General features: G+C 53.1%; 23 protein-coding genes. 2 read left to right on the top strand and 21 right to left on the bottom strand.

The window, feature by feature from the left end:
* Nucleotides 1–55: 55 nt before the first annotated feature.
* Nucleotides 56–727: a Fic family protein gene (locus ACJROR_RS11250; RefSeq protein ID WP_406547132.1), complete on the bottom strand. Its 672-nt coding sequence runs from the start codon at nt 725–727 to the stop codon at nt 56–58.
* Between the two features lie 29 nt (nt 728–756).
* Nucleotides 757–2,199 carry an ATP-binding protein gene (locus ACJROR_RS11245; RefSeq protein WP_406547133.1) on the bottom strand — a complete coding sequence of 481 codons (1,443 nt, stop codon included), beginning with the start codon at nt 2,197–2,199 and terminating at the stop codon, nt 757–759.
* Between the two features lie 493 nt (nt 2,200–2,692).
* Between ACJROR_RS11245 and ACJROR_RS11240 the strand changes: the two genes are divergently transcribed.
* Complete coding sequence (locus ACJROR_RS11240) at nt 2,693–4,219, top strand: BspA family leucine-rich repeat surface protein (RefSeq protein ID WP_406547131.1); 1,527 nt, start codon at nt 2,693–2,695, stop codon at nt 4,217–4,219.
* Nucleotides 4,220–4,316: 97 nt separating this feature from the next.
* The gene (locus ACJROR_RS11235) at nt 4,317–5,738 is read left to right on the top strand and encodes a BspA family leucine-rich repeat surface protein (protein ID WP_406547130.1); all 1,422 of its coding nucleotides are present in this window, start codon (nt 4,317–4,319) and stop codon (nt 5,736–5,738) included.
* 183 nt (nt 5,739–5,921) lie between these two features.
* On the opposite strand, the gene ACJROR_RS11230 is transcribed toward ACJROR_RS11235, so the two are convergent.
* From ACJROR_RS11230 to ACJROR_RS11140, 19 genes are all read right to left on the bottom strand, one after another.
* A complete protein-coding gene (locus tag ACJROR_RS11230) occupies nt 5,922–6,185 on the bottom strand; it encodes a phosphopantetheine-binding protein (RefSeq protein ID WP_406040778.1) in 264 nt (87 codons plus the stop codon).
* A 78-nt stretch (nt 6,186–6,263) separates the two neighbouring features.
* Nucleotides 6,264–7,049, bottom strand: a complete 786-nt coding sequence (locus tag ACJROR_RS11225; RefSeq protein ID WP_406547129.1) for a lysophospholipid acyltransferase family protein — start codon at nt 7,047–7,049, stop codon at nt 6,264–6,266.
* Between the two features lie 93 nt (nt 7,050–7,142).
* Nucleotides 7,143–7,889: a beta-ketoacyl synthase chain length factor gene (locus ACJROR_RS11220; protein WP_406547128.1), complete on the bottom strand. Its 747-nt coding sequence runs from the start codon at nt 7,887–7,889 to the stop codon at nt 7,143–7,145.
* A 39-nt stretch (nt 7,890–7,928) separates the two neighbouring features.
* Complete coding sequence (locus ACJROR_RS11215) at nt 7,929–8,987, bottom strand: Gfo/Idh/MocA family protein (RefSeq protein ID WP_406547127.1); 1,059 nt, start codon at nt 8,985–8,987, stop codon at nt 7,929–7,931.
* Nucleotides 8,988–9,200: 213 nt separating this feature from the next.
* Nucleotides 9,201–9,923: a tRNA (adenosine(37)-N6)-threonylcarbamoyltransferase complex dimerization subunit type 1 TsaB gene (gene tsaB / locus ACJROR_RS11210; RefSeq protein WP_406547126.1), complete on the bottom strand. Its 723-nt coding sequence runs from the start codon at nt 9,921–9,923 to the stop codon at nt 9,201–9,203.
* 85 nt (nt 9,924–10,008) lie between these two features.
* Nucleotides 10,009–10,752, bottom strand: a complete 744-nt coding sequence (locus ACJROR_RS11205) for a flavodoxin family protein (RefSeq protein WP_406547125.1) — start codon at nt 10,750–10,752, stop codon at nt 10,009–10,011.
* A gap of 191 nt (nt 10,753–10,943) precedes the next feature.
* Nucleotides 10,944–13,355 carry an ATP-dependent DNA helicase gene (locus tag ACJROR_RS11200; RefSeq protein ID WP_406547124.1) on the bottom strand — a complete coding sequence of 804 codons (2,412 nt, stop codon included), beginning with the start codon at nt 13,353–13,355 and terminating at the stop codon, nt 10,944–10,946.
* Nucleotides 13,356–13,597: 242 nt separating this feature from the next.
* Nucleotides 13,598–14,833, bottom strand: a complete 1,236-nt coding sequence (gene nifS / locus ACJROR_RS11195; RefSeq protein ID WP_406547123.1) for a cysteine desulfurase NifS — start codon at nt 14,831–14,833, stop codon at nt 13,598–13,600.
* 3 nt (nt 14,834–14,836) lie between these two features.
* On the bottom strand, nt 14,837–15,973 hold the full coding sequence (gene nifU / locus ACJROR_RS11190; RefSeq protein WP_406547122.1) for a Fe-S cluster assembly protein NifU: 1,137 nt from the start codon (nt 15,971–15,973) through the stop codon (nt 14,837–14,839).
* A 255-nt stretch (nt 15,974–16,228) separates the two neighbouring features.
* On the bottom strand, nt 16,229–17,017 hold the full coding sequence (gene truA, locus ACJROR_RS11185; RefSeq protein ID WP_406547121.1) for a tRNA pseudouridine(38-40) synthase TruA: 789 nt from the start codon (nt 17,015–17,017) through the stop codon (nt 16,229–16,231).
* A gap of 84 nt (nt 17,018–17,101) precedes the next feature.
* Nucleotides 17,102–17,302 (bottom strand): hypothetical protein, encoded by a 201-nt coding sequence (locus ACJROR_RS11180; protein ID WP_406547120.1) that lies wholly within the window; start codon nt 17,300–17,302, stop codon nt 17,102–17,104.
* Between the two features lie 128 nt (nt 17,303–17,430).
* A complete protein-coding gene (locus ACJROR_RS11175; RefSeq protein ID WP_406547119.1) occupies nt 17,431–18,711 on the bottom strand; it encodes a hypothetical protein in 1,281 nt (426 codons plus the stop codon).
* Nucleotides 18,708–19,250 (bottom strand): GtrA family protein, encoded by a 543-nt coding sequence (locus tag ACJROR_RS11170; RefSeq protein ID WP_406040802.1) that lies wholly within the window; start codon nt 19,248–19,250, stop codon nt 18,708–18,710. The genes ACJROR_RS11175 and ACJROR_RS11170 overlap by 4 nt, the downstream gene beginning before the upstream one ends.
* Before the next feature lies 1 nt (nt 19,251).
* Entirely contained in the window at nt 19,252–20,289 is a 1,038-nt protein-coding gene (locus ACJROR_RS11165; RefSeq protein WP_406547118.1) for a glycosyltransferase family 2 protein, read from the bottom strand.
* Nucleotides 20,286–20,873, bottom strand: coding sequence for a hypothetical protein (locus tag ACJROR_RS11160; protein WP_406547117.1), 588 nt, complete (start codon nt 20,871–20,873; stop codon nt 20,286–20,288). Before ACJROR_RS11160 ends, ACJROR_RS11165 begins: the two co-directional genes overlap by 4 nt.
* Nucleotides 20,866–21,516, bottom strand: a complete 651-nt coding sequence (folE, locus tag ACJROR_RS11155) for a GTP cyclohydrolase I FolE (RefSeq protein ID WP_406547116.1) — start codon at nt 21,514–21,516, stop codon at nt 20,866–20,868. The genes ACJROR_RS11160 and folE overlap by 8 nt, the downstream gene beginning before the upstream one ends.
* A 283-nt stretch (nt 21,517–21,799) precedes the next feature.
* Nucleotides 21,800–22,207, bottom strand: coding sequence for a YebG family protein (locus tag ACJROR_RS11150; protein WP_406547115.1), 408 nt, complete (start codon nt 22,205–22,207; stop codon nt 21,800–21,802).
* Nucleotides 22,208–22,521: 314 nt separating this feature from the next.
* On the bottom strand, nt 22,522–24,360 hold the full coding sequence (locus tag ACJROR_RS11145; RefSeq protein ID WP_406040812.1) for an ABC transporter ATP-binding protein: 1,839 nt from the start codon (nt 24,358–24,360) through the stop codon (nt 22,522–22,524).
* A 24-nt stretch (nt 24,361–24,384) separates the two neighbouring features.
* Nucleotides 24,385–24,780: a hypothetical protein gene (locus ACJROR_RS11140; RefSeq protein WP_406547114.1), complete on the bottom strand. Its 396-nt coding sequence runs from the start codon at nt 24,778–24,780 to the stop codon at nt 24,385–24,387.
* Nucleotides 24,781–25,290 lie beyond the last annotated feature (510 nt).

The following is a 25,290-nucleotide window of genomic DNA, read 5'->3' as shown; positions in this document are numbered from 1 at the left end:
TATTTATTCCATGCCTGCCCTGTTATGCTCTGTTTTCCCCATGCTCTTATTCCCGCTACCGGCGCTGCCTCGCAAAGCAATTTCGGGCCAGATACCCGATAACATCATTATTTTCCTTTTTATAGAAAGGAGTTAACCGCTCTTCAAAACCGGCATATTTGTCTTTGGGGATAATTAGCAGGTCAAAATCATGCTTCAGTAATTCCATATTGCATAAACAAAGCGCGGTTCTTTTATTACCGTCCCAAAAAGGCTGCAATCTTGCCAAATTACAGAAGCATACTGAAGCAATCAGTTTATAGTTATCTGAAGAATTATTTTCCGGAGAACTGTGAGCCCTGGAAATGCTGTTTAATTTAGCAATTTCCTCTTTAACTGTTTCCTCTGCAGGCACGGGAATTTGCCCGATGCAGGGAATGGAACAAAATCCGTTTCGCAAAGATCCGGTAAATAAAGCCTGATCTTTGGCAAGCAGGGAGTTTAGCTTTATAAATAAATCCAAATCAGCTTTAACCTTTGAAATATCCAGAGACTGCATATAGTTTAAAGCATTAATGATATTATTAATAATGAGCGACTCTTCTTCTGAAAACTCAGATATTTCCAGGCTTTCATTAGTTAAGAGCTTCTCAGTTTCCGCATCCGTGAGTTCTATGTCCTCAAATCTTAAAAGAGACTGGGCTAAAGGAATCTTTATCGCTCTTTCGAATTCATTGAGATTGGCCATTTTAACACCTCGGCAATAATTATCCTAAGCTATGCCAGGACAACCATATCGGGATTTGTTTTATAGTAGGAAGCTCTTGAAATCTTACTCTTCTCAAGATAATTGTTATTTTCCAGATTAGCAAGAACGCGCTTTCTAAAGTATGAGGAATCGCTTATTCCCAGATATGCCGCAATTTCCGAAGCTTTACGGGCCTTTGCATAACAAAATGATAATACCTTCTCGTCGAAATCCGTGCCCTGAGGAACCGGCGCAAAATTCAGCACGGGAACGCTTGTGTCTGCGACTCCCCGCTCATAGGTTAAATCGGGCAGCACTAGAGTAAAATGATCTGATGATGAGCAGACATACGGCTTATGTTCACTGTCAGCATCGGCATAAGCCTGCATTGTTTTAGCAAAGCCGGCACTGCCGGCTTCCATAACCTTGCAGGCCATCAGAACCCGGGCAATGAGTTCATTTCTGTTCCGGGAAACAACTCCTGATAAATCATAAGTCTTGCCTGACTTTTCAGATCGGTAAAAGCCACCTGGAGACGTTATTTCCAGGCGATCCTTAAATATATCAACCTGTATCTGCGTACCATCCAAATAGTAATCGCGATGAACTACAGCATTTATCACCCCTTCCAATAAAGCTCTTTCAGGATATGAATCTATATTAATTCTCCCGTTATTTAATTTTATAAAAGAATGATTCATTCTTTGAGTCACAAAATTCATGATGTAATCAATTACAGAGGTGATATTTCCGCTGAATTTATTTACCGCAACAATTCTTTCACTTCCTTTATGGAATCCGGAAAACACAGAACACTGCACATCCGTTTTTCCTTCATGGTAATTATCCAAAAACAGCACGGCGCCATTTAATAAATAGCCATCATTATTCATAAAACCCAATGATTGTAATGCTTTTTCTTTAAGTCTGGCTCCTTTATTATGACGTTCATAAAAGGCGCTAAGATCCGACAGTCTGGAGACGTCATATTTTACATCTGATACCAAAACATCATACTGGGTTTTCCTGCTTTTATTGCACATCTCGGTAATTTCTTCATACGTGGCACCATTGGTAAAACCATCGCGTCTCATATAAATTGCCGGTATATTATTATATTTGAGAATCACTGGTTTTACCGTTGATTCCGCAATTCTGATTCTGATGATAAACCGCTCTTTCTCGTTTATTTCATATCGCACAAAAGAAATCTGCGTTACCGGTCTGGGGATTAAATATTCATTCACCTTATTATTAAAAAAATTTCTTTCGTTATCAGCCCCTTTTCTGTCAAAACCAATCAATTTATTTGTTTTGTCTTCCACGCCAATGTAAAAATCTCCCCCGCCGGCATTGGCAAATCCGGCAATGCTTTTGAGCCAGCCAACAACATCATTATGATTTAGCATGGCTTTGGCTTCAAACCTATCGTTTTCCAGCTGCGCATCTTCGATAATCTCTTCCAGAAACATCACGGTCGTCTCCCTTTTTTGAACTGCTTCAAGACTGCTTCAATAATACTTCAAAATAAACTTCAAGACAACTTCAAACAAACTTCAATTTACTTTGAAGTCCTCGCCTGCGGAGGTGTCTCAACGGAACAGATCTGCTGTAAACCAAGTTGCCGTTCATGCCTGAAACCGTCAGCAATGCCTCCCTTTCTTTCCCTGCTCCCCGCTTGCCTGCTCCTCCGTCTCCTCTTTCAAAACATTCATTGACAGATATAACAAAATGAATAACATAGCCCAATATAACATTTTGTTAACATTTAACCGTTTTTAGAGTGCCTGCCATGCGATGCCAGAAATGCGGCAAAGAAATAGCCGCTGATTCCAAATACTGCTGTTTTTGCGGAGCTCCCCGCAGATGTGAACACCCCCGGAACGGATCCTTCGGGAAAAAGCTTATAAATGCCGCCATCATTGCGGGCATAATCGCTGCATCCGGTATCTACTTGCGCTCATCATGTATCAGAATAAACTGAATCCGGTGCTGAATTCCCCTGAGGACATCACTGACGAGCTCATATCTGACATTATTGCAAACCGTCTGGAATCCCTGACCATCAACTATGAATTTGCCGGCTGCCCCCTCCCTCTTGAAAAGACGATTTCCAGGAATGAATCTGACTACGAATGCGGTTCCGTCATTAAGTCGAAAAAATTTATCAAATGCAATTCGCTGGAGGAATGCGAGCAAGCATGGGGAAGTGAAACCCCGCGTGAATGTCCGCTTGATGATGACGACGAAGATCTTTATGCTGATGATAACTACAAAAATGAACGGCTGGCCAGGAATCCTTTCTGGAAAGCCCACAGCCGCACTCCGCTGAAAGATATCCGCTTCCGGGTTATTCTCACCCCTCAGGTAACCTCTCTGGCCTGCGCCTTTGAAGGGTTCTGGAATCTTGAATCTGTGAACATTGCAGTCGGCCCTGAAATCAAAGATTTTACCCGTACGTTCAGGGATGCCTTGAGCTTTAATGCTCCCCTGGCAGACTGGGATGTCTCCGGAGCAGTCAGCATGAGACAGATGTTCCGAAAAGCCAAGTCCTTCAACCAGCCGCTGAACAGCTGGAATACCGGAAATGTTCATGACATGCGGTCGATGTTTTATCAGGCTGAAAACTTCAATCAGCCCATCGGGAACTGGAATACCGGAAACGTCTGGAATATGGAAAGAATGTTTTATCAGGCTGAAAGCTTCAATCAGCCCATCGGGAACTGGAATACCGGAAACGTCTGGAATACGGAAAGAATGTTTTACCAGGCTGAAAGCTTCAATCAGCCGGTCGGGAGCTGGGATACCTCCAAGGTGGACAATATGTTCGGCATGTTCGAGGGGGCCTCATCTTTCAATCAGCCTATCGGAAACTGGAATACAGGCAAGGTAAAGTTTATGGGGGGCATGTTCCGGGGGGCTTCATCTTTCAATCAGCCCATCGGGGACTGGAATACCTCCAGGGTGGGGAACATGTATAACATGTTCAGGGAGGCCTCATCTTTCAATCAGCCCATCGGGAACTGGAATACCCGAAACGTCTGGGATATGGAGAGCATGTTTTACAAGGCGAAAAGCTTCAATCAGCCTCTGGACAAATGGGATACATCAAGAGTGGACGACATGTCATATATGTTCAGTGAAGCGGAACACTTCAATCAGCCCATCGGGAACTGGAACACCGGCAATGTCATGAGTATGCGTGGCATGTTCCGCGGAGCCGACTCGTTTAACCAGCCTGTGGGTAACTGGGACGTCTCCAGTGTCTATGACATGGAGTACATGTTCAGTCATGCCAAAGCCTTTAATCAGCCTCTTGATAAATGGGCCTTCAGGGAAAACGTAAACATGAGCAACATGTTCAACGGCGCTGAATCGTTTAACCAGCCTCTCACCTCCTGGAAAATTCCGAAAAAGGCTTACATATCCGGAATCGTCCGGAATGCCAAAAGCTACACCTACCCGAACCCGGAAGATGAACGCTCTAAGTAACGAGTCAGAACCAGGAAAAACGGCAAATGAACGGCTCGCCATCCGGCTGCCCGGTATTGCCATGTCAGTCTTTTAAAACAACAGGAACACGAGAACAATGAAATGCAAAAAATGCGGTTATGAAATCGAGGACGATTCCAGCTTCTGCAAAAACTGCGGCCGTCCCCTGAAAAAAAGCCGTCTCACTCTGGCTCTGGCGGGAACGCTTTTGCTCTCTCTGGGAGCTCTTGCGGCATACAGCATGATCTCCGCCGCTCATGATCCCCGTAATTCTCCGGAATATCTTAAGCGAAATCCGGAGCTTAATGCCCCGGAGGACATCACTCCTGAGCTTATTCAGCTCATTTCCGCTAACGCCATCGACAGTCTGACCATAAATTACGAATTCACCAGATGTCCGAAGGATGAGCATGACATGTTCTACTTCCAGAAGTTTCAGCATGAGAGAAATCCCTTCTGGATCGCTAATGAAAAGACTCCGCTCCGGCAGATTGTCTTTGAGGTCAAACCGGGAAAACGGGTGCGTTCCCTGGCCTGCGCCTTCATGGATTTCAAGGAACTGGAATACGTTAATATCCGGGACACCTCTCGCATTGCCAACATGAACGGAATGTTTTTCAACGCCGCCAAATTCAACCAGCCGCTGAATGAATGGGACACCTCCCGTGTCGAAAACATGTCCTTCATGTTTTATAACGCCAAAAGCTTTAACTCCCCGCTGGACAAGTGGGATACAGGCAGCGTGAAATACATGGCAGGCATGTTCTGGGGCGCCGAATCCTTTAACCAGCCCGTTGGCAGCTGGGACACCGGAAACACGGCAACGTTCAACAGCATGTTTGTCCAGGCAAAAGCCTTCAACCAGCCTCTTAACAGCTGGAACACCTCCAAGGCGAAAAATATGGGAGCAATGTTTGCGTCAGCGGAAAGCTTTAACCAGCCTCTGGACAAATGGGATACCTCCGGGGTGTCCGATATGTCCTTAATGTTTGATGAAGCCAAAGCTTTCAATCAGCCCGTCGGGAACTGGAATACAGGCAAGGTAAAGTTTATGGGCGGTATGTTCCGGGGGGCCAAAGCCTTCAATCAGCCCATCGGGGACTGGAACACCTCCAGGGTGGAGAATATGTATGAAATGTTCAGGGAGGCCTCATCATTCAATCAGCCCATCGGAAGCTGGAACACCGGCGAGGTAGTTGAAATGGCGATGATGTTCAGAGATGCCAGAGTCTTCAACCAGACTCTTAACAACTGGGACGTCTCCCGTGTCGAGAACATGGATTATATGTTCAATAATGCCGAAGCCTTTAATCAGCCTCTTGATAAATGGGCCTTCCGGGAAGGCGCAAGCATGAGGAACATGTTCAACGGCGCCAGCTCGTTTAACCAGCCTCTCAGCTCCTGGAAGATTCCGAAAAGCGCTGACATATCCGGAATTGTCCGGTATGCCAAAAGCTACACCTACCCCAACCCCGAAGACGAACGCTCCAGGTTACAGGTCTTAAGTCCGGAGAGATGATGAAAGGCTTTCAGTGAAAACAGAGGAGAACTCCTTATTTGCCCTCGCATGAGCGAACCTGCAGAGCTTTATAACACAGCAGCGGTCAGGCAGTCATGCGGCAATAAGCGGATAATCTGAGATCCGCCATGCCGGATACGTAAAACCGGGAGATCTGAGTCTCCCGGTGCGATTCAGTGCGGCTTACTTCTTTCCGGAAGCCTCAATGAAGTCCTGCAGGGTCTTAACGGAATAGAAGTGCTTCTTCACATCCTCAGACTCCGGGTTAATGGTGACTCCGAAGGTGTTCTTGATAGCCAGTCCCAGCTCCAGAGCATCGATGGAATCCAGCCCCAGACCTTCATTGAAAAGCGGCGCCTCGGTATCAATGTCCTCCGGGGCAATATCCTCCAGATTCAAGGAAGAGATAATCATTTCCTTGATTTTAAGCGTCAGATCTTCGCTCATATAACCTCGCATCGTGAGTTAAAAAATTCCGTGTTCATTCCATAGCTTTGCGGCTCGGGATTACCCGAGAACAGCGTGTTACTGCTGATTTTGGCCGTTACGGCAGTTTAACAGCCATTCATCATACATGGTTTCCAGCTTTTTTGTCAGATGTCTTGCATTTACCGAAGGGAGCTTGTCCGGTTCCAGAAAATCCTCAGGCTGCATCAGTTCTCCCTTCCGGATGTAAAACCGGGGCACATGCTCGGGAACCTTCAGGGACATAAAGCCCCGGGAGAGATACCCGGGAGCGTCGCAGTAAATATACACAGGCTGGAGGGGCTTTTTAAAGCGAATGGCCAGATTGGCGGCTCCCCTCTGAAAGGAAAGAGCCTCGGGATTCCGGGTTCTGGTGCCTTCCGGAAATATCAGCAGATTGTCCCCCGAAGCCGTCGCCTCATGAATCTCCTCCAGCGAGGACTGATTGTTCACATACCCCAGGTGCTTAATAACGTATTTCATAAAGCCATGAGTAAGGGAATTCTTAACCATGGTAATGGCATGCTCGTCAAGACAGCAGATAATGATAATAAAATCCACCAGGGAGGGATGATTGGCGATGATCACGGCCCCGCGGAGATCCCGGAGATCTCTGATGGCGCTGTCATCATACCGGAAAACCCCCAGAATGCCGGACAGAAACAGAAAAAACTTAAGGCCGGTTTTTACCGCCTTCCGGAGAGCCAGCTGCCGTTTCCGGGGATCCCTGATCAGGATTATCAGAAGAAGGTATACCACCGTGCCATTTAACACGGCTCCCCCGGAAAACACTCCGTAAACCAGAAGAGTGGTAAAGCTTCTTAAGGCGCAAACTAATTTTCCCATAGGTTTCGCTGATCTTTCCAAACCGCCTGTACTGTATTTCCCTGCTTCTCAGCCTGAAGAGCCCCAAAATCTTTTATCAGGGCCGGCCTCCTGTCAGATCCTGTCCTTAAGCTCCCGGGCCAGGGCATCCCCCAGATCCCGGCCGGAGAGACAGCGATCCCGCTCCTCGCAAAACCCGATCAAAGTAACGCCGTGAAGCCGCCGGGTAAAAAGCCGTTCTCCGGATTCCCGACCTGCCGGAAGATCCTCCTCCCGGAACTCCTCAGGACAGCGGGACAGCGCCAAAGCCAGAGCGTAATCCCCCCCGAAATCCGGCACCTCCGTTAACACCTCCCGGCAGCACTCCAGATTTTCTTCGGATACCGCGAGAAGCACCCGGTTAACCTCCGGCCGGGCTCCCAGCGCGGCTCTGGCTTCGGTAAGACCGGCCATAAGAGTGCTCTCCGCTCCGGCCACGGCGGTAACCTCGCCCTGATACTTCCGGATAATTGAGAGCACCCCCGCATTCCCGTTGTGCACGCAGGAGGCAAATTCCATGGGAGAGATGCCGTTTCCGGCCAGGATCTCCTGAAGAAGCCGGAAGCACCTCACGCTTTCTCCGGTGCGGGAGACAAAGATAATCCGGGCCATATCCGGAAAACGGGTCAGAAGCCGGACTCCCGCGCCCACCGCCAGCCTTCCGGCCGGAAGGAGCCGCCGCCGGAGCATCATGGGAATTCCCGCGGCAAGCTCCTTCTGAAATGCGGCGTAATCCTCCGGAGAAACCGGATCCCCGGTTTCCCGGAGTCCCGTCCCCCGGGACGCGGCATAACAAACATCATCCAGCTGAAAATAAAACATAAATTGCGGCTTCCGTCTTTAAGGCTCCGGGTATGCTGTTTACTGCTGAACCGCCCGCAGCTCCGGTTTTACGGTAACGGACATATGGGCCAGAATTTCATATATCAGGCGGAACACGGCCTGAGATTCCCGGTAGTTGGTGTACTCCTGCCAAAGAGAGCGATCCTGACCGGCTGCCACCGCCTCCTCAAAGTCCAGAATCGACACCGCCAGAGAGATATCCAGAGGAGTTTTAAAAATGTCCGGAGAAAGCTCGTATTCCCGGAGAATATCCTGGGTAAGATCCACCCGGGTACGCACCCCGCCCTGAAATATGTCGTAATGAAGAGCCGTGGGGAAATCCTCCACCAGAATAAAGCCGTTTTTGAAGGAAAGCACCACGTTGGAGGGCAGCTTGTCGGCAAAGGACATGGAGAGGCAGGATTTGATGCCGGCATCGTTGCTGAGGGTGCAGGCGCCCCGGGAATCATGCCAGGCGGAATCATAATCCATATCGGAAACCACCGTCTCCACCCGGGTGCCCAGGATTCTTACCGCAGCTCCGATGGGGTAGCAGCCCTCGCTCTTGAGAAAGCCCAGTTCGCTTTGCGGCTTGTCCCGGGAGGAGCTGTAGGTAATGGCCAGCATGCCCAGAGCTCCCAGCTCCGGGTAATCCCGTCCGGTGTTTATGTAGCTCTGAAGCCGCTTGAGCACGGGGGAGGACAGCGCGGTATTGGCTTCCATAAAAACCCGGGGCTCCTGCCTCAGGGCCTCTTCAATGGAGGCCAGCTCCCGGACGTTTTCAGCCATGAGGTTTTCGGTAAAAACATGCCGCCCATGAAAAATCGCCTCCATGGAAAACGCGGCATGGGTGTTATTGGGGGAGGCGATATAGATATAGGGGGCGACATCGTGCTCCAGCATATTGGCCAGATTTTCATATACGGTGGTGACGCCGTAAAGTCCCAGCTCCTCCACCATTTTGTAGGTCTTTTCCCGGGTTCTGCTGAATACTCCGGTCACGGGACGTCCCAGCATCCGGTAAACCCGAATCATGTTCCGGGCGCGCTCCCCGGCTCCGATAATGGCTGCGCTTAAAGCATGATCCTGTCTCGACATGCTCCTTCCCCCCGGTTAGAACAATTCCGCCAATGCTTTCAGCTGTCCCTGTCTTTATGATTTTTGTTCTTTGGTTTGGCTGCCGGATCTACCGGAAACAGCCTGCCGGTTCCCAAAGCTGAAACGGTCTCTATCAGCATACCACAGCTTTGTTAAAAAACCCGGATAACCTGCAAAAAAACGCAGATTTCCGGTTTGGCTGCTCCCGGATGGTCAGCCCCGCCTTTGCTGACGATCCAGCTCCTGCTCGGCCACCTTCTTCCAGGTAACCTGATCCCTGATGTAAACAGGAAGGATTTCCCCGGGAGCGCGGGCGAGTCCCTGTTCATAGTCCCGGAGAGCCAGCCTGGCCAGGGTATCCGCCCAGGGGAGGTTTTCCGCGGCGGGAATGCCGTTAAGGACCTCGCCGATCCGGGGATAGGCAGCAAAGCCGGTGCCTGTCAGAGCCGCCTGATTTCCGGAAAGGAGCTCTCCGGCATAGGCAGCGGCGATCTCCGGAGCCAGCACCCGTTCCTCTCCCAGAAGCTCCGGAAAGCCATCAGGATCCTTCCGGAAAACTCCCACATAAACCTCTCCCATGCGGGCGTCAATGGCCGCCACCGCTTCGTTAAGGCCGGTCTCCTCCAGAGCCTGAAACGCCATCACCATAAGATCGCTGATGCCGATAAGGGGCTTTCCGGCGCCGTAGGCCAGTCCCTGAGCCATGCTGACGCCGATGCGCACGCCGGTAAAGGATCCGGGGCCTCTTCCCGCGGCCAGGGCATCCAAATCCCGCAGATTGAGACCGGCCTCCTTAAGAAGCCTGTCAGTCATGGGCAAAAGAAGCCGGGTGTGCCCCTGAGGAGCCACCTCCTTCTCCGAGATAATCCGGCCGTCAATAAAGAGTGCCGCCGAACAGGCTTCGGTGGCCGTGTCCACCGCAAGTATCTTGGTCATAATAAATCCCGCCTTGAAAAATCAGCCCTTATTATATCCTTTAAAGGCCTGTTATGATGAGGAAAAAGGCTCGCCCTGACGAGTCTCATTCCTCCTTTAATGCCTTCAGGGCTTCTTCAACGTCAGAGTAACGCCTGGCATCAGGATCCCTGGCGATGCTTTCAGCTTCATTCATGGCCATCAGCGTTTCCCGGTTCGGTGCGCAGGCGGCACCAATTTTGAAAGCCTGCTCCAGCAGTTTCGGGAATTCCGCGTCATGCACCGCTTTCTTATGCTCCTCGGAGAACCCTGCCATATCATATTTGGAGTAATCCCTGACCTGCAGCGTATCGCAAACCGGAAAAATGCGCACCTGACCGTTCAGGAACCGCAGGGGAGCAAAATACTCCTGCATTCTTCCTTCGTACACCTGCCTGTAATACTGCATAGGCGCATTCATGGTAAGGAAGATATCCGCATCAACACGGCCTTTGAAGACGCTGGAATAATCGTTGTAGCTCATAGCCGGAAATGCCACTCTTTCCAGCAGCGCGCGCATGCCGCTGGCGGGCTCGCTGTAATAAATCGGCGCGCCGGCGATCAATCTGTCCGCCTGCCATATTTTCTCCAAAACAGGTGTCAGTTCATCCTTCCAGTAGCATTTGCAGGGCTCCGCGATCCCCTTGCGCTTACAGGCAAGACAGCTGCGGCAGCCACTGTAGTTCAGACTGTAAAGGTCGATATACTCAACCTCGGCGCCGGCGGATTCCGCTCCTCTTTGCGCTTCCTTCAGAAGCTGAGCGGTGTTCCAGTTCCTGCGGGGACTCCCGTTCAGAATTATGGTTTTCATATGTGTCCTCCGTAAGCCGGGGCCTTCATCAAGCATTGCTTCATAGCCCGCTGTTTTTTCAAGCTTGCTGCGAATACCGGCCCTTAGAACCTGCGCAAGCCCCGTTTTTGTGTTTCAACTGTGGTTCAAATGTTCAGACTTCATAATCTCCGGACAAACTAAAGGGCCGGCACGAGCCTGGACTGGCAGCCTCAGGAAGACACCTCCGGCTTGTCATGCTTCCGGTGCCAGTCCCAGAATTCCCGGATGGTGCTGACCTCGGTATCGAAATACATGGGAGGCAGGGATTCCAGAATGTCATCCCGGTACTGCTTCCTGCCGCCGTCGGTGAGAGCCGGACTGCAGATCACCACGACCCCGGTGTCATCCTCCTTCCGGATAAGACGGCCGGCCCCCTGCTTAAGATCAATGATCGCCCGGGGCATATCCACCAGCTCAAAAACCCCGTACCCGCTGGCGGGACTCCGATGGGCCTCGCAGTACTTTCGTTCCGCCTTGAGATCAATGCTCATCTGGGGGAAGGGAATCTTGTCAATTATCACCATGGAGAGATCCTTTCCGGGCATGTCCACGCCTTCCCAGAAGGATTTGGTGCCGATAAGGATGGCCCGGCCGTTCTCCCGGAAGCGGGCGGTCATCTGCTCCTTGCTCTGGCTGTCGTCTCCCTGATACATGAGAAGCCGGGAACGGATGCGCTGGGTCTTAATGAGCTGATACATGGCGGCATAGTAGGCGCTCACCGCCGCATAGGAGGTGCAGAGAATGAAGATGCCGCCGGGGGTGATGTTAATGGCATCGGCCAGCATTTCCAGAATGGCGTCCGGGCGGATCTGCCCGGTGCCCGGAGCCTTTTTAAGGCCGTTCAGCCCCTCGGGAATGCATAAAAGGCTGTTCCGGTAGTAATTAAAGGGGCTGGCGATCTGCATGACGTCGGAGGTGGTGTTGTCCAGTCCCAGCCGCATCAGGAAGTCCGTGAAATAATTGTAGTTCCCGGACTCGGAAATGCCGTCAAAGGAGGACATGCCGCCGGTGGAAATGGTGGCGCTGGTGAAGATGTAGTGCGCATGCTTCAGATTGATCTTGGATTCCGAGAAGTATTCCCGGAATTCCCGATCCGGATTGTACGGGGTAGCGGAGATCTCAAAATGCCCCGGAGTCCGGACATAGCTGCGGTAATAGTTTTCAGAGTCAAAAGGGGGGTTGTCATCCTCGGCAAGCTCCGCCTCCGGGGAAAGCTCCGGAAAGATTTTTTCCTTAAGAGTGGCGGAGTAGTTGGAGAGGAGGTCCGCAGATCTGGACATGTGCGCGGAAAAATCCGCCTCCGGGGAATCCGGCCCCGCCGTCAGGGCTTTCTCCGCCGCTTTGTTAGCGGCATTGGAAATGATTTTGACTGCATTGTCCAGCTGTTCCAGAAAATCCTTCAAAACCGGATAAAAGCCATGGTCAAGATCATTAAGCTCCTCCAGAAAGCCGCTTTCCATGCATTTATTCATCTCCTGGGAGCTTCTGCTGAACACCACCGGAAGATCCCGCTCCCGGCCCCGGAATTCCTTCCGGGGACAGTAATCATTGTCGGGATCGGTATAGCGGCTCCTGAGGGCTTCATTAAAGCTGGGGAGCGTTTCCTCCAGATTATTGAGAGCCTGCTTGATTTCCGGAATGGCCGAGATGAAAGAGTCCAGCCTGTCAGCGGTAAAGAGATTGATTTCCCCGTCGCCCCTTTTACCGTCCTTCCGGCCTTTTTTAAGGAAGCCCTCCTCCAGCTTTTTAAGCTCCTTTTCTCCCCCCAGGGCATCTCTGATATGCTCCCGGACCCGATCAAGAGTCTTCAGGAAGGTGATGCTGTTAAACCTTACCGAAAAGCATTGCTTGAGAGTGTCCGGAAATTTATGGGCCTCATCGATGACCACCGCCTCCGCATCCGGGAGGTAGTCCTCCCAGAAGGCTCCGTAGCACAGGAGCGAGTGGTTCACAATGACCACGTCCGCCTGCTGAGCCCGGGCCCGGATAAGCTTGTGATAGCAGTCCTCGCAATGGCTGCAGTAATCCCCAAGGCAGCGCTCGCCGTCAATGGCAAGGCGGGGCAGCACCTTAACGCTGGTAATGCCGGTGATTTTCTCAAAATCCGCCAGCTCGCCGTTTCCGGGAGCTTTGATAAACTCATCCACCCGGGATTTATGCTTGATGATAATGTCCACGGCATCTCCGGAGCCTTCAGGGGTTTTGCGGCGCTCCGCCCTCTTCACCAGGCCCTCCAGCACCTCCCGGCAGACATAGTTGGACTTGCCCTTCCAGACCACCGTCTTCACCTTGCCCTCCAGCCCCATGAGCTTCAGAAGCGCCGGGAGATCCTTTTCCGAAATCTGATTCTGGAGATTCTTGGCCTCGGTGCTGACAATGGCCTTGTAGCCCTTTTTAAGAAGCGGGATCAGGTAGCCGAAGGTCTTTCCGGTGCCGGTGCCGGCCTCCACAATGAGATTCCGGCCTTTGGCCACAGATTCCGCCACGGCCGCCGCCATGCACACCTGCCCCCGTCTGACCCGGTATCCCGGCACGCCGCCCAGAGGGCCGCCCTCCTCAAAAATCGCAGTTATCTCGGACATAATGCTAAAGTCTTCCCGCAAAAAACCTCCGTCCGCCCCGGAGATCTAAAAAAAATATCTATTTTTAATATTATAAAGGCTATCCCGTATTTTTTCCACGAAAAGCCAAATTTTCCGGAGGAGTGTTACTTTTCGGAATGAGCCGCGCCTTCCCGAATGCCTCATAAACGAAAAACCCCGGCAGCAAAATTCCGCCGGGGCATGGATGCGGCCGGAGACTCCGGCATCGGAAACGCCCTGTCCTAGGAAGCGTTCTTCCCGAGAGTGCCCTTGTATTCCGGATCAAACGCGCTCATTTTGGGCTTCCCCTGCTGCCAGTACGGAGAGTATTCCCGGAGCTCGGCAATCACGGGAGGCACCTTCTCCAGCACGTAATCCACCTCTCCATCTGTGGTGAAGCGGCTCAGACTGAAGCGCACCGTGCCGTGAGCAGCGGTAAAGGGAATGTTCATGGCCCGCATGACATGGCTGGGTTCCAGGGATCCCGAGGAACAGGCGCTGCCGGTGGAGGCGGCGATGCCCAGTTCGTTGAACTTCAGGAGAATGGCCTCGCCCTCCACATACTCGAAGGCGATATTCAGGGTATTGGCGGTGCGGTTCTCAATGTCCCCGGTAACAAAGCAGTTGGGGATCTCCCGGAGGAGGCCGAACTGCAGACGATCCCGGAGCTCCCGCACCCGGACATTGATTTCCTCGAGATGCAGCGCGGCGAGATCGCAGGCAGTGCCCAGTCCCACAATGTACGGGGTGTTCTCGGTGCCGGCCCGGCGGCCCTTTTCCTGATGCCCGCCCTTCATAAAGGGACGGAAGCGGGTGCCCCGCTTCAGGTAAAGCACTCCCACTCCCTTGGGAGCATGCAGCTTGTGTCCCGAGAAGCTCAGCATGTCAATGGCGCTGTCGCCCACGTTAACCGGGATCTTCCCCATGGCCTGCACGGCGTCGGTATGGAACTCAATGCCGTATTCCTTAGCCATCTCGGCCATTTCCTTCACGGGATAGATGTTGCCGGTTTCATTGTTGGCCCACATAATGGAAACTATGGCCACCTTATCGGAAAGGAGCCTGCGGTACTCGTCCAGATCCAGCCGGCCCCGGCCGTCCACCTTCAGGTAATGCACCTTGATGCCGCGCTTTTCCAGGCGGGCGCAGGTGGCCAGGATGGCAGGATGCTCCACGGCGGTGGTGATGATTTCCGGACGATCCGGACTGGCCAGCACGGCGCTTTCCAGCGCGGTGTTGTCAGATTCCGTGGCGCAGCCGGTGAAGATGATTTCATCATCATGCTCCGCCCCGATAAACTGGGCTACCTTATGCCGGGCTTCCTCCATGGCGCCCCGCACCGGGGTGCCGAAATCGTGCATGGAGCTGGGATTGCCGTAAAATTCAGTAAAGAAAGGGATCATGGACTGATATACCAGAGGATCGGTTCTGGTGGTGGCGTTATTGTCCAGATATACGCGTTTGATTTCTGCTGTCATTTGTTACTCCTCCAACTCTTCCGGATAAAGAGCCTGGGGGGCGGCGATATTGATCACCTGCACATAGTGGCCCACGGCCTCCATGATCTGCTGCTGGATCCAGGACAGGGTCATATCGGTCATCATGCAGCCCACGCAGGATCCGGAAAGCTCCACATAAACCTTTTCGGAGGTGACCTTGACGAGATCCACGCCGCCGCTGTCCTGAGCCAGAGCGACCTTCATGTCGTTGATAACTCTGACCACCTCGCCGTAAAAAGGCACGGCCTCATTTACCGGGCCTTCATCCTGAGCATTGATTTCAGCTTCCCGGGCCTTCCGGAGGGTTTCCTCCTTTTCCTGGCGGAGCTTTTCATCACGCTGCCGGGCCTCCTCCTGCACCCGGGCGATCTTGGCCTGGGATTCCTCCCGGATGCGGCGCATCTGTTCTTCCAGCGCCTGGATCTCCCTGTCAGCCTCGGCCTTGATCCTTTCAGCCTGGCTGAGCTCCGGTTCCGGAGCTCTTGCCTGAGGAGCCGGAGCGGCCCCGGCGCTTCTGTCCTTCTCGGCGGAGCTTTCGGCGTCATTGGCCATTTCCTTCAGGGTGCGCTCAATGATTTCCTCGATCTTTTCATGACAGGAACCGCAGGCGCCGCCGGCCTTGGTGTAGTTGGTAACGTCCTGCACGGTGGTGAGATGGTTTTCCCGGATAGCTCGGATAATGCGGGCCTCGTCTACGCCGAAGCACTTGCAGACCAGCGGGGAATCGGCATGAGCGCTTTCATAGGATTCGCCGCGGTAGTTGGCGGCGGCAGCATCCAGAGCCTCCCGGCCCATGACGGAGCAGTGCATCTTTTCCGGAGGCAGGCCGTCCAGATAATCGGCAATATCCTTGTTGGTGATTTTCAGGGCGTCCTCCAGCTTCAGGCCCTTGATCATTTCCGTAAGAGCCGAGGAGGAGGCAATGGCGCTGCCGCAGCCGAAGGTCTGAAAGCCCGCGTCTTCGATAACCTCGGTGTCGGGATTTATCTTGAGCATGAGACGAAGAGCATCGCCGCAGACAATGGATCCCACATCGCCCACTGCATTGGCGCCTTCAACGATTTTGGCATTCCTGGGATGAAAAAAATGATCCTTTACCTTTTCAGAATAGTCCCACATGACTTCTGTTCCTCCAGCTTCTTTTTGATTATGTCTGGCTGCGGACTAGTGATCCGGAAATCTCCCGGCCCCGGCATGTCCGTCCGTCAGGTTTAAACAGGGATTATAGAGCACCGCCGCCAAAAAAATAATGACAATTATTATCGTTAAGAGTCCTTGTGAGCAGAGGCTAACAAGGCTTATGCCGCAAGATGCCGTCTGATAAAGGATCCGAAAAAACAGACGCCGCGGCCGGAAGCGGCGGGGACTCCGCCGTCAGTCCCAGAAGAGCGGCCCCGGAGAGGCGCGGGCCGGAATGCCGTAAAGATCGGGATAGGAAACATCAACAAGGTAAAGACCGTCGGGAGGCGCCGTGGGGCCGGCGAGACGGCGATCCCGCCCTTCAAAAATCTCCCGCATCCAGGATACCGGCTGATTTCCAAGGCCGATTTCCAGAAGGGAGCCGGCAATATTGCGTACCATGTGGAGGAGAAAGGCATTGGCGGTGATATCTAAGGTGACAAAATCCCCCTTCCGGGTTACCGAAATTTCCGAAACGTTCCGCATGGGGGAATGGCTCTGACACCCCGCTCCCCGAAACGCAGAAAAGTCGTTCTCCCCCAGCAGGCACTGCGCGGCCTCGTGCATGGCCGTCTCATTGAGCCGGGCACGGTAGCAGTGGCTTATAAGCCCCCTTCCGATGGCGGGACGGCAGGGGGTATTGGCAATAATGTAGCGGTATCTCCGGGCAAAGGCGCTGAAACGGGCGCTGAACCCGGAAGACACCTCCCGCCCCCAGGTAATGACGATATCCTCCGGAAGCCGGGCATTCACCCCCCTGATCCAGGCGCTCATCGGCCGGTCATTTGGGGAAGCAAAGCTTATCACCTGTCCGGTGGCATGCACCCCGGCATCGGTTCTTCCGGCGCAGACGATGTGAACCGGGGCCGCCGCCACCGAGCTTATGGCCTTTTCCAGTTCTCCCTGCACCGATGGCTTATCGGGCTGGATCTGAAAGCCGTTGTAGCCAAGTCCGTTATATTCAACCCCCAGGGCAAGATACATGACTGATCTCTCCTTGCTGCTGTATTGCTGTGTCGCGGCGTCAGAAGGCTCTCTTTGGGAGAGCCCGTTAAATAGCCCGCCGGCTTAATTATTGACAAAGGTTATCCTGATTAAGTCTCTTACCAGGCAGTTCCAGCCCCCGCAGGGAGCAGCGCGCGCCACGTCGGCGATGTCAAAACCCCGGCCGGATCTCCTGATGGCATCCGGGAATTCCCTGTGCTCTGTCTTGCCATGAAGGGTCTCCTTCTGCGTCGATCTTTTCTGCTGATTACTATGAGCCGGCATTTGCGAGATCCTTGCGGATCCGGCGCCGCCCGGCCCCTGAAAACCATTATAGGGGTAATCTGGAGCAGGGGCAAACCGGAACGGGGCCCCTTTCCGGTTTCCCCGGCGCCGGAGGCCGGCACCATTCCTCAGACGGTAAAAAACGCGCCCCGGGCCCAGGCAACGGAAATAAACACGGCCAGCATGCCGGACAAAGTCAGGAGGAGATTCCGGAACCAGGGCCGGCCCTCCATCATCAGGGTAAAGGCCAGAAGCATGGGCATCATGCCGAACATATAGCGGGGAATGGCGTTCACTCCCGTGGATACCGGAATCAGGGCTCCCAGCAGCAGAAACACTCCCTCGGCGTATCTTTTGCGGAAGAGGAGATAGGCGATGGGAATGAAGCAGCCGGCGAAAAAGGCGGCAAAGTAAGCCTTGTACCCTCCGGAAGCAAAGCCCTCCAGCATGTGCATGAAGGGATTTCCCATCATGCGCCCCCAGGCCAGCTGAATATTCTTAAAGGCCAGAGCGTCCCCGGTGCTGAGCCAGAGCCAGTTCTGAAAAACAAACATGGGGAGAGGCACCAGCATGAAGGCCAGCCAGAAGTAGGCGGTTTTGAGATCGGTTAATTTAAAAAAGGCCCGGAAGCCGTTATGCTGCCAGAAGATAATGGCCAGGGGAAACACAAACATCACCCCGATGTTCTTGGTAGCCACCATGACCATGGCGCAGAGAGCCGCAGGCAGGTAGCGTTCCTTCATAGCCAGCATGAAGGCGGCAATGGTGAACATCATGAAGAGGCTTTCGGTATAGGGGGCGATAAAGTACACGCTGTAGGGCAGAACGCAATAGAAGAAGGCTCCCGCGAGACGGGTTTCATAGGAAAGCCGGAACATTCTGAGGAAGCGGATCCAGAGCAGGAGTCCCAGAAAGCAGCAAATGTTGGAGATAAGATAAAAGGACTGGAGAATGCTGAGTCCGGAATATTCCGCAAGATACCGCCCCAGGAGGGGATAGAACGGCAGGAAGGCCCAGTTGGCGGCATGTCCCGTGGTGAGATGATTGGGATAGGTCTCATAGCCGGACACCGCAATGGACATGAACCATTTGCAGTCAAACTGACAAAACATGGTCATCACGTCGGAGGCAACGGCTTCTGGCGACTCAAAGGGCTCTCCGGAAAACTGCGTGAAATCTCCGGGGTAAATAACCGCGCTGAGATAGACCAGAAGATAAAGAGCAAGGCGGGTGCCCAGAAAAAGCAGCAGGGCCTGCCAGAGGGTTTTCAGGGATTTCATAAGCCGCGGAAATTTCCGGCGGGGAAGCTCCTGTCGAAATCCGGCCTCCGGAGCGGCCGAACTTAATCCCCCGGCCTTGTCTGCGATTTCCGGAACGGTGGCTGTGTCCATGGAATTCTGGTTTATCATTTCCGGAACACCCAGCGCTTAAAGAGGAAATAACTCAGGACGGTAACCAGCGCCATGGAGGCCAGAAGCGGAATGTAGGAGGCGTTCAGGGAAAGACTCAGGGGCATATTGAGGATGCTGGTTTCCAGCTGATACACGGGAGCCCCCTGCTCTCCCCAGCCCAGAAGCTCCTTGATGCCGTATACCAAAACCACCCGGAGCGCCAGAGCCATGAGAGAGGCCGCAAACATTCTCAGAAGCACCGTCCGGGATCTCGCCGCATGAAAGGTTACTGAACTGTGGCCGTAATAGGAGACCGCAAAGGCCAGCATAAAGGCCAGCGCCGTAACGCCCTCCTCAAAATGCCGCGCCGCCCATGCGGGGGATATTCCCAGAGCGGAAACCGCTGCCGCAAAATTTCGGACGCCCAGAACCGAAACCAGCAAAAAGCTCACCAGAAGATCGGTCAGAGTGGCCAGGCCGCCCACCAGGACGAACCTTACGATCCGGAAGAGCTCCTGCATTACCGGAGCTCTCTTGTCAGTCTGCTCAGCCTGCAATTTACTGCTCCTTTCTGCCGGCTTCAGGATCCCGGCCGCCATTTGCGCCTCTTTCGCCCTTTTCGCCGGATCTGATGAATCCGGCGCCGCTGCGGCCGCCCTCAATCTCGTTTATGACGTATATCGGCCGCCTTTTGACCTCCATGAAGATCCGGCCGATATACTCTCCCAGCACCCCGATGGAAATGAGCTGCACCGATCCCAGAAAAAGGATCGCCGCCATGGTGGAGGCATAGCCCGGGGTATCCACTCCCAGAAAAATGGTTTTGGAAATAATGTAAACCATGTAGATGGCGCTGATAAGCCCCAGAAAGGCTCCGAGATAGCTCCAGATAAGGAGGGGCGCGGAGGAAAAGCTGAAAATGCCGTCCAGGGCGAAATTCCAGAGCTTCCAGTAATTAAACTTGGAGCTCCCCCCGGAGCGGGCGGGACGCTCGTAGGGAACGCCATAACAGGTAAAGCCCGCCCAGGCAAAAATGCCCTTCATGAAGCGGTCCCGTTCCGGCAGATCCTTGATGGCGTCGATAACCTTCCTATCGATAAGCCGGAAATCTCCCACATTCTCCGGGAGCTTCACCTTGGCGCTCAGCATGTTGAAAATACGGTAGAACCACCCGGCAGTGAGGCGCTTCATAAAGGAGTCCCGGGTTCTGTCGGCCCGGACGCCGTATACGGTATGGTAACCATGCTCCCGCCATTCCTTAATGAAGGTCAGTATGAGCTCCGGGGGATCCTGCAGATCCACGTCAATGGGGATCACGGCATCGCTTTTCACGCTGCGGAGTCCGGCAGTCACGGCGGATTCCTTGCCGAAATTTCTGGAAAAGTTAATGAGAGCCACCCGGGAATCCCGTTTAATGAGCTCCCTGATGATGGCCACGCTGCCATCGCTGCTGCCGTCATTGATAAACACAAACTCGAGATGCTCCCCCTCGGGCGCGGTCACCCGGGAAACCTCCTCATAAAACTTCATGATGGTGGCTTCCTCGTTGTAGACGGGAATCAGCAGGGAAATCGTATAGCTGTCATGGTCTTTCATATTTCAAACCCCACACTTTCAAACCCCACACTTAGCACCTTAACCGGATGACTGGTTTTCAGGAAGAGCTCCAGGGTATCCCCGGGAACGCAGGAAAGCTCCTCCAGCGGCACCGGAAACACCGTCTCGTTCACTCCCGCCTTCAGTAATCGGGCGGTGTAGGACTTGTTTCCGGCCAGAAGATCCAGCTCCCCCGGCTCCTGATTATAGACCCGGATCCTCAGGGAATAGTTCTCGCTGCAGGAATAAAGCTTGAAACGGAGCGGCACCAGCTCCCTGATGGAGAGTCCCCCGCTGTCCTCATCCGGAGGATCCACGTTGTCCCGCCCGAAAAACGACGGCCGCTCCCAGACGGTGCGGTAGATCCGGCCCGGAATCACATAAAGGGTCTGATAGCGGTTCCAGAAGCGGATGCGGTGACTGATAAAATAGGCATCATAAGCCTCGGAGACATCCCGATCCCGGTACAGGGACAGCACGTAGAAATAATAAACCGCAAGCCCGGCAATGCCGGCAAAGGCCATGAGGAGGGCCATAAAATTAAAGGCGGTTCCGTGGCCGCCTCGCAATCCTTTTTCAGTCATCAGTCAGGAATTCATGTCTGGAAGCGGAGTTCTTCTTAAAGAAGCCTCCGAGAGCCGTAGTGGTGGTGGAGCTGGTAGGATCCTCCACTCCCCGGGCCTTGACGCAGTAGTGCGTGGCCGTAATGGAGACCGCGACGTTTTCAGTTTCCAGAAGGGTCTGCAGCGCCACCAGGATCTGCCGGGTCAGCCGCTCCTGCACCTGAGGACGGCGGGCGAAGAACTTGACGATGCGGTTGATTTTGGAGAGGCCGATAACCTTGGTATTGGGCATGTAGGCCACCTTGGCATGGCCGTCAATGGTAACGAAGTGATGCTCGCAGGTGCTGGTCATGGTAATATCCCGCACCTTGACCATTTCATCCACGTGCATTTTGTTTTCAATGACGGTGATCTTAGGGAAGTTGGCATAGTCCAGGCCGGAAAATATTTCATCCACGTACATTCTGGCAATGCGCTCCGGAGATTTTTCCAGGGAATCATCGGTGAGATCCAGTCCCAGGATCTGCATTACCGATCTGAAATGAGCGGCAATCTGCTCCTTCTTCTCCGCGCTGTCCATAGCAACCGGAATGAGAGGAGTTTCCAGTCCCGCCTTTATCAGAGCCGTACGCACCAGCTCCGCCTCTTTGCTGATCTCTGCCATATCTGCCTCCCGGCGCTTTTTTCGCCCGTTTTCTCTCTGTTTTGCCGCTTATGCCTCACACGGCCCCTGCCCTGCTGCGCATATTTTACTACATTTGCAACTATGATCAACCTCACAGATTATTCTTTGCCGGAGATCCGTAAAACTGTTGCCAAAAATTACCGTGAGAGCTTATAAAATCGGCCTTCGCCAACAAAAAAAGACCGGGAGGCTCGCAGACTCCCGGCAAAATCACTTGGAGAATAAACTTTACCTGAATAAGCCCTTAACCCGGCAGAAAGCCTCAGGCCGCCTTGCTGCGGGATCCCCGGGATCTCCCCCGGACGCTCTCTCCGGGTTCCGGCATTTCTGCCGCGGCCGCTGCGGCATTCCCGGGCTCCGGATCTCCGGGAGCCTCCCGAGACTCCGCCTCCCTTTCGGGAACCTGCTTCTCGCCGCGGCCCCCGGAAGCCTTCTCCCGGCCAATCCGGCTTAAAATGGGCATCACCTCCCCGCTTCTCCGGGCGATCTGAAAGGAAACCTCATCCATAACGGCGTCATCAACCCCGGAAAGAGCCGGAATTTCCCTGAAAAGCTCAAAAAGCTGCTCCGCTGCCGTGAGCACCCGGTCATATCTCCGGGCCTCTGCAAGATCCTGAAATCTGGCCACTTCCTCACCTTTATTGTTCCTGATTACATATTCAACTGTCATTGTATGCGACATACCTGCCTCCAAAAGTGGTTACATTGTAATTATAGCAAACTTTATAAAAAGAATACATATAACATCGTTAAATTCATGCTTTTTGAATAAAATTATGCAACTACTGTCATGGTTTTGGTCGTAACTTTGATTAAAAAATGCACAGATAGCCAATATAGAAATGAAAAAACTGACAAAAAAGGACAACAATGACCACAAGAAAAAGGGGAAAAAATAAGGAAGAATAAGAAAGAAAAGGAAAAATTAAGAAAAAAGAGCGCCGCGGAACAAAAGCGGAGATTTCAAGGTTTTACCAAACTCCGCTACTCGCCCAGAAAGCCCCCGGTCTGCTTATGCCACATGGAGGCGTAAATGCCGTTCTTTTTCAGGAGCTCCTCGTGGGTGCCCTCCTCGGCAATGACGCCGTGTTCCAGCACAATAAGACGATCCATGGCGGCAATGGTGGAAAGCCGGTGGGCGATGGCGATTACCGTCTTTCCCTGCATAATGCCCTCGAGATTCTTTTTCACAATGTCCTCGATTTCGGAATCCAAAGCGGAGGTCGCCTCGTCCAGGATCAGAATCGGGGAGTTTCTGATAATCACCCGGGCAATGGCAATGCGCTGCCGCTGGCCGCCGGAAAGCCGCACGCCCCGCTCCCCTACCTGGGTGTCATATCCCTGATGGCCCATGGCATCGCTGAGATTGACAATGAAGTCATCAGCCTCGGCCTTGTGAGCCGCCTCCCGCATGACGTTTTCAGAATTTTCCGAATAGTCATAGCCGTACATGATATTGTCCCGCACCGAGCGATGCAGGAGGGAGATATCCTGAGTAACCATGGCGATCATGCTGCGGAGATCGTCCTGCTTCAGGGTTCTCACGTCAGCGCCGTCCACCAGCACTGCTCCGGAATTTACGTCATAGAAGCGCAGAAGGAGATTTACCAAAGTTGATTTGCCGCTGCCGGAATGCCCCACGAGGCCGATGCGCTCCCCCGGCTTGATGGTCAGGCAGAGGTTTTTAAACACCGGGACTCCCGGGGTGTACGCAAAATCAACATTGCGGAAGGTGATTTCTCCCCGGCAGGAATCCATGACGGCCGGGTTTGCGGGATCCGTTACGGCAACGGGACGGGCCACAGTATCCATGCCGTTCTGCACATTGCCGATATTGTCAAAAAGAAGGCCCACCTCCCACATCACCCACTGGGACATGTTGTTTATCCGGATGGCCAAGCTGAGAGCCACGGCCACGCCGCCGGCCAGAATCACTCCCTGCTGCCAGAGCCAGACGGACATGAAGGTCAGGGCGGCGATGAGGAGATAGTCTATGTACTGCACGGAAAGATCAAAGCGGGTTACCAGTCTCATCAGCAGGTATTCCGCCCTGAGACAGGATTTCATGTTGCCGGCGGCATGCTGTTCTTCGTAGGCGCCTTTGGAAAACAGCTTCACCGTCTGAATGTTGGCATAGCTGTCCACCAGACAGCCCACCATTTCCGAACGCTTTTCGGCAGCCGCGCGGCTGGCCCGTCTCAGCAGAGGCAGGTAATGGTACATGATGCCCAGGTACAGAAACAGCCAGAAAAGCATAATGCTCATGAGAATGGCATTGGTTTCGGCCAGCATGAATACCATGGTGACGAAATAGACAATCATGTGCACAATGACGTCAATGAACTTCAGCACCGTATCCCGGATTCCCAGAGAGGTCTGCATCAGCTTCTGAGACAGTCTGCCGGCATATTCGGATGCGAAAAACGACACGGACTGCCGGAGCAGATGGCAATGCATGCGATAGCGGATCTGCATGGGGTAGCTGCTGCGGATTCCCTGATTAAGGAGCAGATGGTGCGTCGTCTGAATCAGGGGAAGCGCCACCAAGGAAATAATGCCAAAGGTGATAAAGGTGCCGCGGTGTTTTTCCCAGAGCGCGGCAGGTTCCGTCTCCGCCAGGATATCCACCAGACTACCGATATAGTAAAAGAACAGGGCCTCGCCGAACCCGGCCAGGGCTGAAAGAAATGACACCAGCAGAAGATAGCGCCAGATGCCCCGGGAGTAAAAGAAAATAAATCTGAAAAAGGTATGGGGAGGTGCTCCGCTGAGAGCAGGATCCTCAGGAAAAGGCGGGATAAGCTTTTCAAAAAAACCGAACACTGCAAACTCTCCTGAGGCTTAATATCAAAAGCTTACAATTCCCTGAGCTCTGAGAATAAACGCGATAACGACAGCCGCAAATACGGCCGCTGCCAGTCCCAGCATGAAGAAACGCTGCCGGGATGCCTTATTAAAAACGTCCAGCCGGGATTTCCGGAAAGCCAGCGCCATCAGCGCCAGAGCCGGCAGCGCGGCCAGAAGCTGAGCCGGCAGCGCATAAACCGAATACATGTAATACCAGAGTCCGCCCTCCAGAATCAGCGTTGCCGCAATCATAACCGCAAAGGAGATTTCTTTGGACAGGAGCTCCGGATATTCCAGCTTGCTTCTTATGGCGCACAAAGTAAGGAATGATATCGTCACAAAGGGAAGCAGCAGCAGATAAAACAGCGCTGCCAGAACAAAAAGAAAAACAGTCATCTCAGCTTGGATCTACATTATTTCAATTTCCGGCGGCCCGAAGCCCGGCAGGGACGCAAAAAGCCTATTCAGCAGAGACGAAAACAGTTCCGGCTCCCGGCCTGAAAACGCTGTCCCGTCAGCCTTCAGGAAATTATAGCACAATGCCGGCGGGGGATCCGTAACGTCTGAGAGCAATGCCTCCGGTCTCACAGAGGGAAGGTTTCGGGAACATGGTGCTCGCCGCTATTGCCGGAAATGTGTCTGATCCCCTCCTGCCGCCATAAAGTTCCCGGTTCTTCGGGCGAGGAAATCCGGTCTTCCCAGACTGCCAGCGCCGGCGGAATTCAGACAGATCTCCGGAATTCATCAAAAAAAATCCCGCCTGCCCAAAGAGGGAGACGGGACTTCGCTGATGAAGGAAACTAATTCAAAATTGGCTGCCTGGTCATGTATTTTTCCATTAAAGCTGCCAGCTCGTCGTACTTTGATTTCATGTCCTTAAAAGCATTCTCCAAAGCAAATAATTTG

It is taken from the genome of Succinimonas sp., assembly GCF_045225735.1.
In the GTDB taxonomy this organism is placed as follows: Bacteria; Pseudomonadota; Gammaproteobacteria; order Enterobacterales; family Succinivibrionaceae; genus Succinimonas.
Note: the sequence above shows the minus strand (reverse complement) of the source record. Positions and strands in the feature narration are given on the sequence as shown.

Excerpts from the sequence above, each read along its gene's own strand:
- ACJROR_RS11175 (WP_406547119.1), bottom strand. The coding sequence starts at position 18,711 with ATGATAAACCAGAATTCCATGGACACAGCCACCGTTCCGGAAATCGCA.
- ACJROR_RS11250 (WP_406547132.1), bottom strand. The coding sequence starts at position 727 with ATGGCCAATCTCAATGAATTCGAAAGAGCGATAAAGATTCCTTTAGCC.
- ACJROR_RS11215 (WP_406547127.1), bottom strand. The coding sequence starts at position 8,987 with ATGTCGAGACAGGATCATGCTTTAAGCGCAGCCATTATCGGAGCCGGG.
- ACJROR_RS11180 (WP_406547120.1), bottom strand. The coding sequence starts at position 17,302 with ATGCCGGCTCATAGTAATCAGCAGAAAAGATCGACGCAGAAGGAGACC.
- nifU (WP_406547122.1), bottom strand. The coding sequence starts at position 15,973 with ATGTGGGACTATTCTGAAAAGGTAAAGGATCATTTTTTTCATCCCAGG.
- ACJROR_RS11205 (WP_406547125.1), bottom strand. The coding sequence starts at position 10,752 with ATGAAAACCATAATTCTGAACGGGAGTCCCCGCAGGAACTGGAACACC.
- ACJROR_RS11200 (WP_406547124.1), bottom strand. The coding sequence starts at position 13,355 with ATGTCCGAGATAACTGCGATTTTTGAGGAGGGCGGCCCTCTGGGCGGC.
- ACJROR_RS11220 (WP_406547128.1), bottom strand. The coding sequence starts at position 7,889 with ATGTTTTATTTTCAGCTGGATGATGTTTGTTATGCCGCGTCCCGGGGG.
- ACJROR_RS11140 (WP_406547114.1), bottom strand. The coding sequence starts at position 24,780 with ATGACTGTTTTTCTTTTTGTTCTGGCAGCGCTGTTTTATCTGCTGCTG.
- ACJROR_RS11150 (WP_406547115.1), bottom strand. The coding sequence starts at position 22,207 with ATGACAGTTGAATATGTAATCAGGAACAATAAAGGTGAGGAAGTGGCC.
- folE (WP_406547116.1), bottom strand. The coding sequence starts at position 21,516 with ATGGCAGAGATCAGCAAAGAGGCGGAGCTGGTGCGTACGGCTCTGATA.
- ACJROR_RS11225 (WP_406547129.1), bottom strand. The coding sequence starts at position 7,049 with ATGGGAAAATTAGTTTGCGCCTTAAGAAGCTTTACCACTCTTCTGGTT.
- ACJROR_RS11230 (WP_406040778.1), bottom strand. The coding sequence starts at position 6,185 with ATGAGCGAAGATCTGACGCTTAAAATCAAGGAAATGATTATCTCTTCC.
- ACJROR_RS11240 (WP_406547131.1), top strand. The coding sequence starts at position 2,693 with ATGTATCAGAATAAACTGAATCCGGTGCTGAATTCCCCTGAGGACATC.
- ACJROR_RS11235 (WP_406547130.1), top strand. The coding sequence starts at position 4,317 with ATGAAATGCAAAAAATGCGGTTATGAAATCGAGGACGATTCCAGCTTC.
- ACJROR_RS11165 (WP_406547118.1), bottom strand. The coding sequence starts at position 20,289 with ATGAAAGACCATGACAGCTATACGATTTCCCTGCTGATTCCCGTCTAC.
- tsaB (WP_406547126.1), bottom strand. The coding sequence starts at position 9,923 with ATGACCAAGATACTTGCGGTGGACACGGCCACCGAAGCCTGTTCGGCG.
- truA (WP_406547121.1), bottom strand. The coding sequence starts at position 17,017 with ATGTATCTTGCCCTGGGGGTTGAATATAACGGACTTGGCTACAACGGC.
- ACJROR_RS11160 (WP_406547117.1), bottom strand. The coding sequence starts at position 20,873 with ATGACTGAAAAAGGATTGCGAGGCGGCCACGGAACCGCCTTTAATTTT.
- nifS (WP_406547123.1), bottom strand. The coding sequence starts at position 14,833 with ATGACAGCAGAAATCAAACGCGTATATCTGGACAATAACGCCACCACC.
- ACJROR_RS11245 (WP_406547133.1), bottom strand. The coding sequence starts at position 2,199 with ATGTTTCTGGAAGAGATTATCGAAGATGCGCAGCTGGAAAACGATAGG.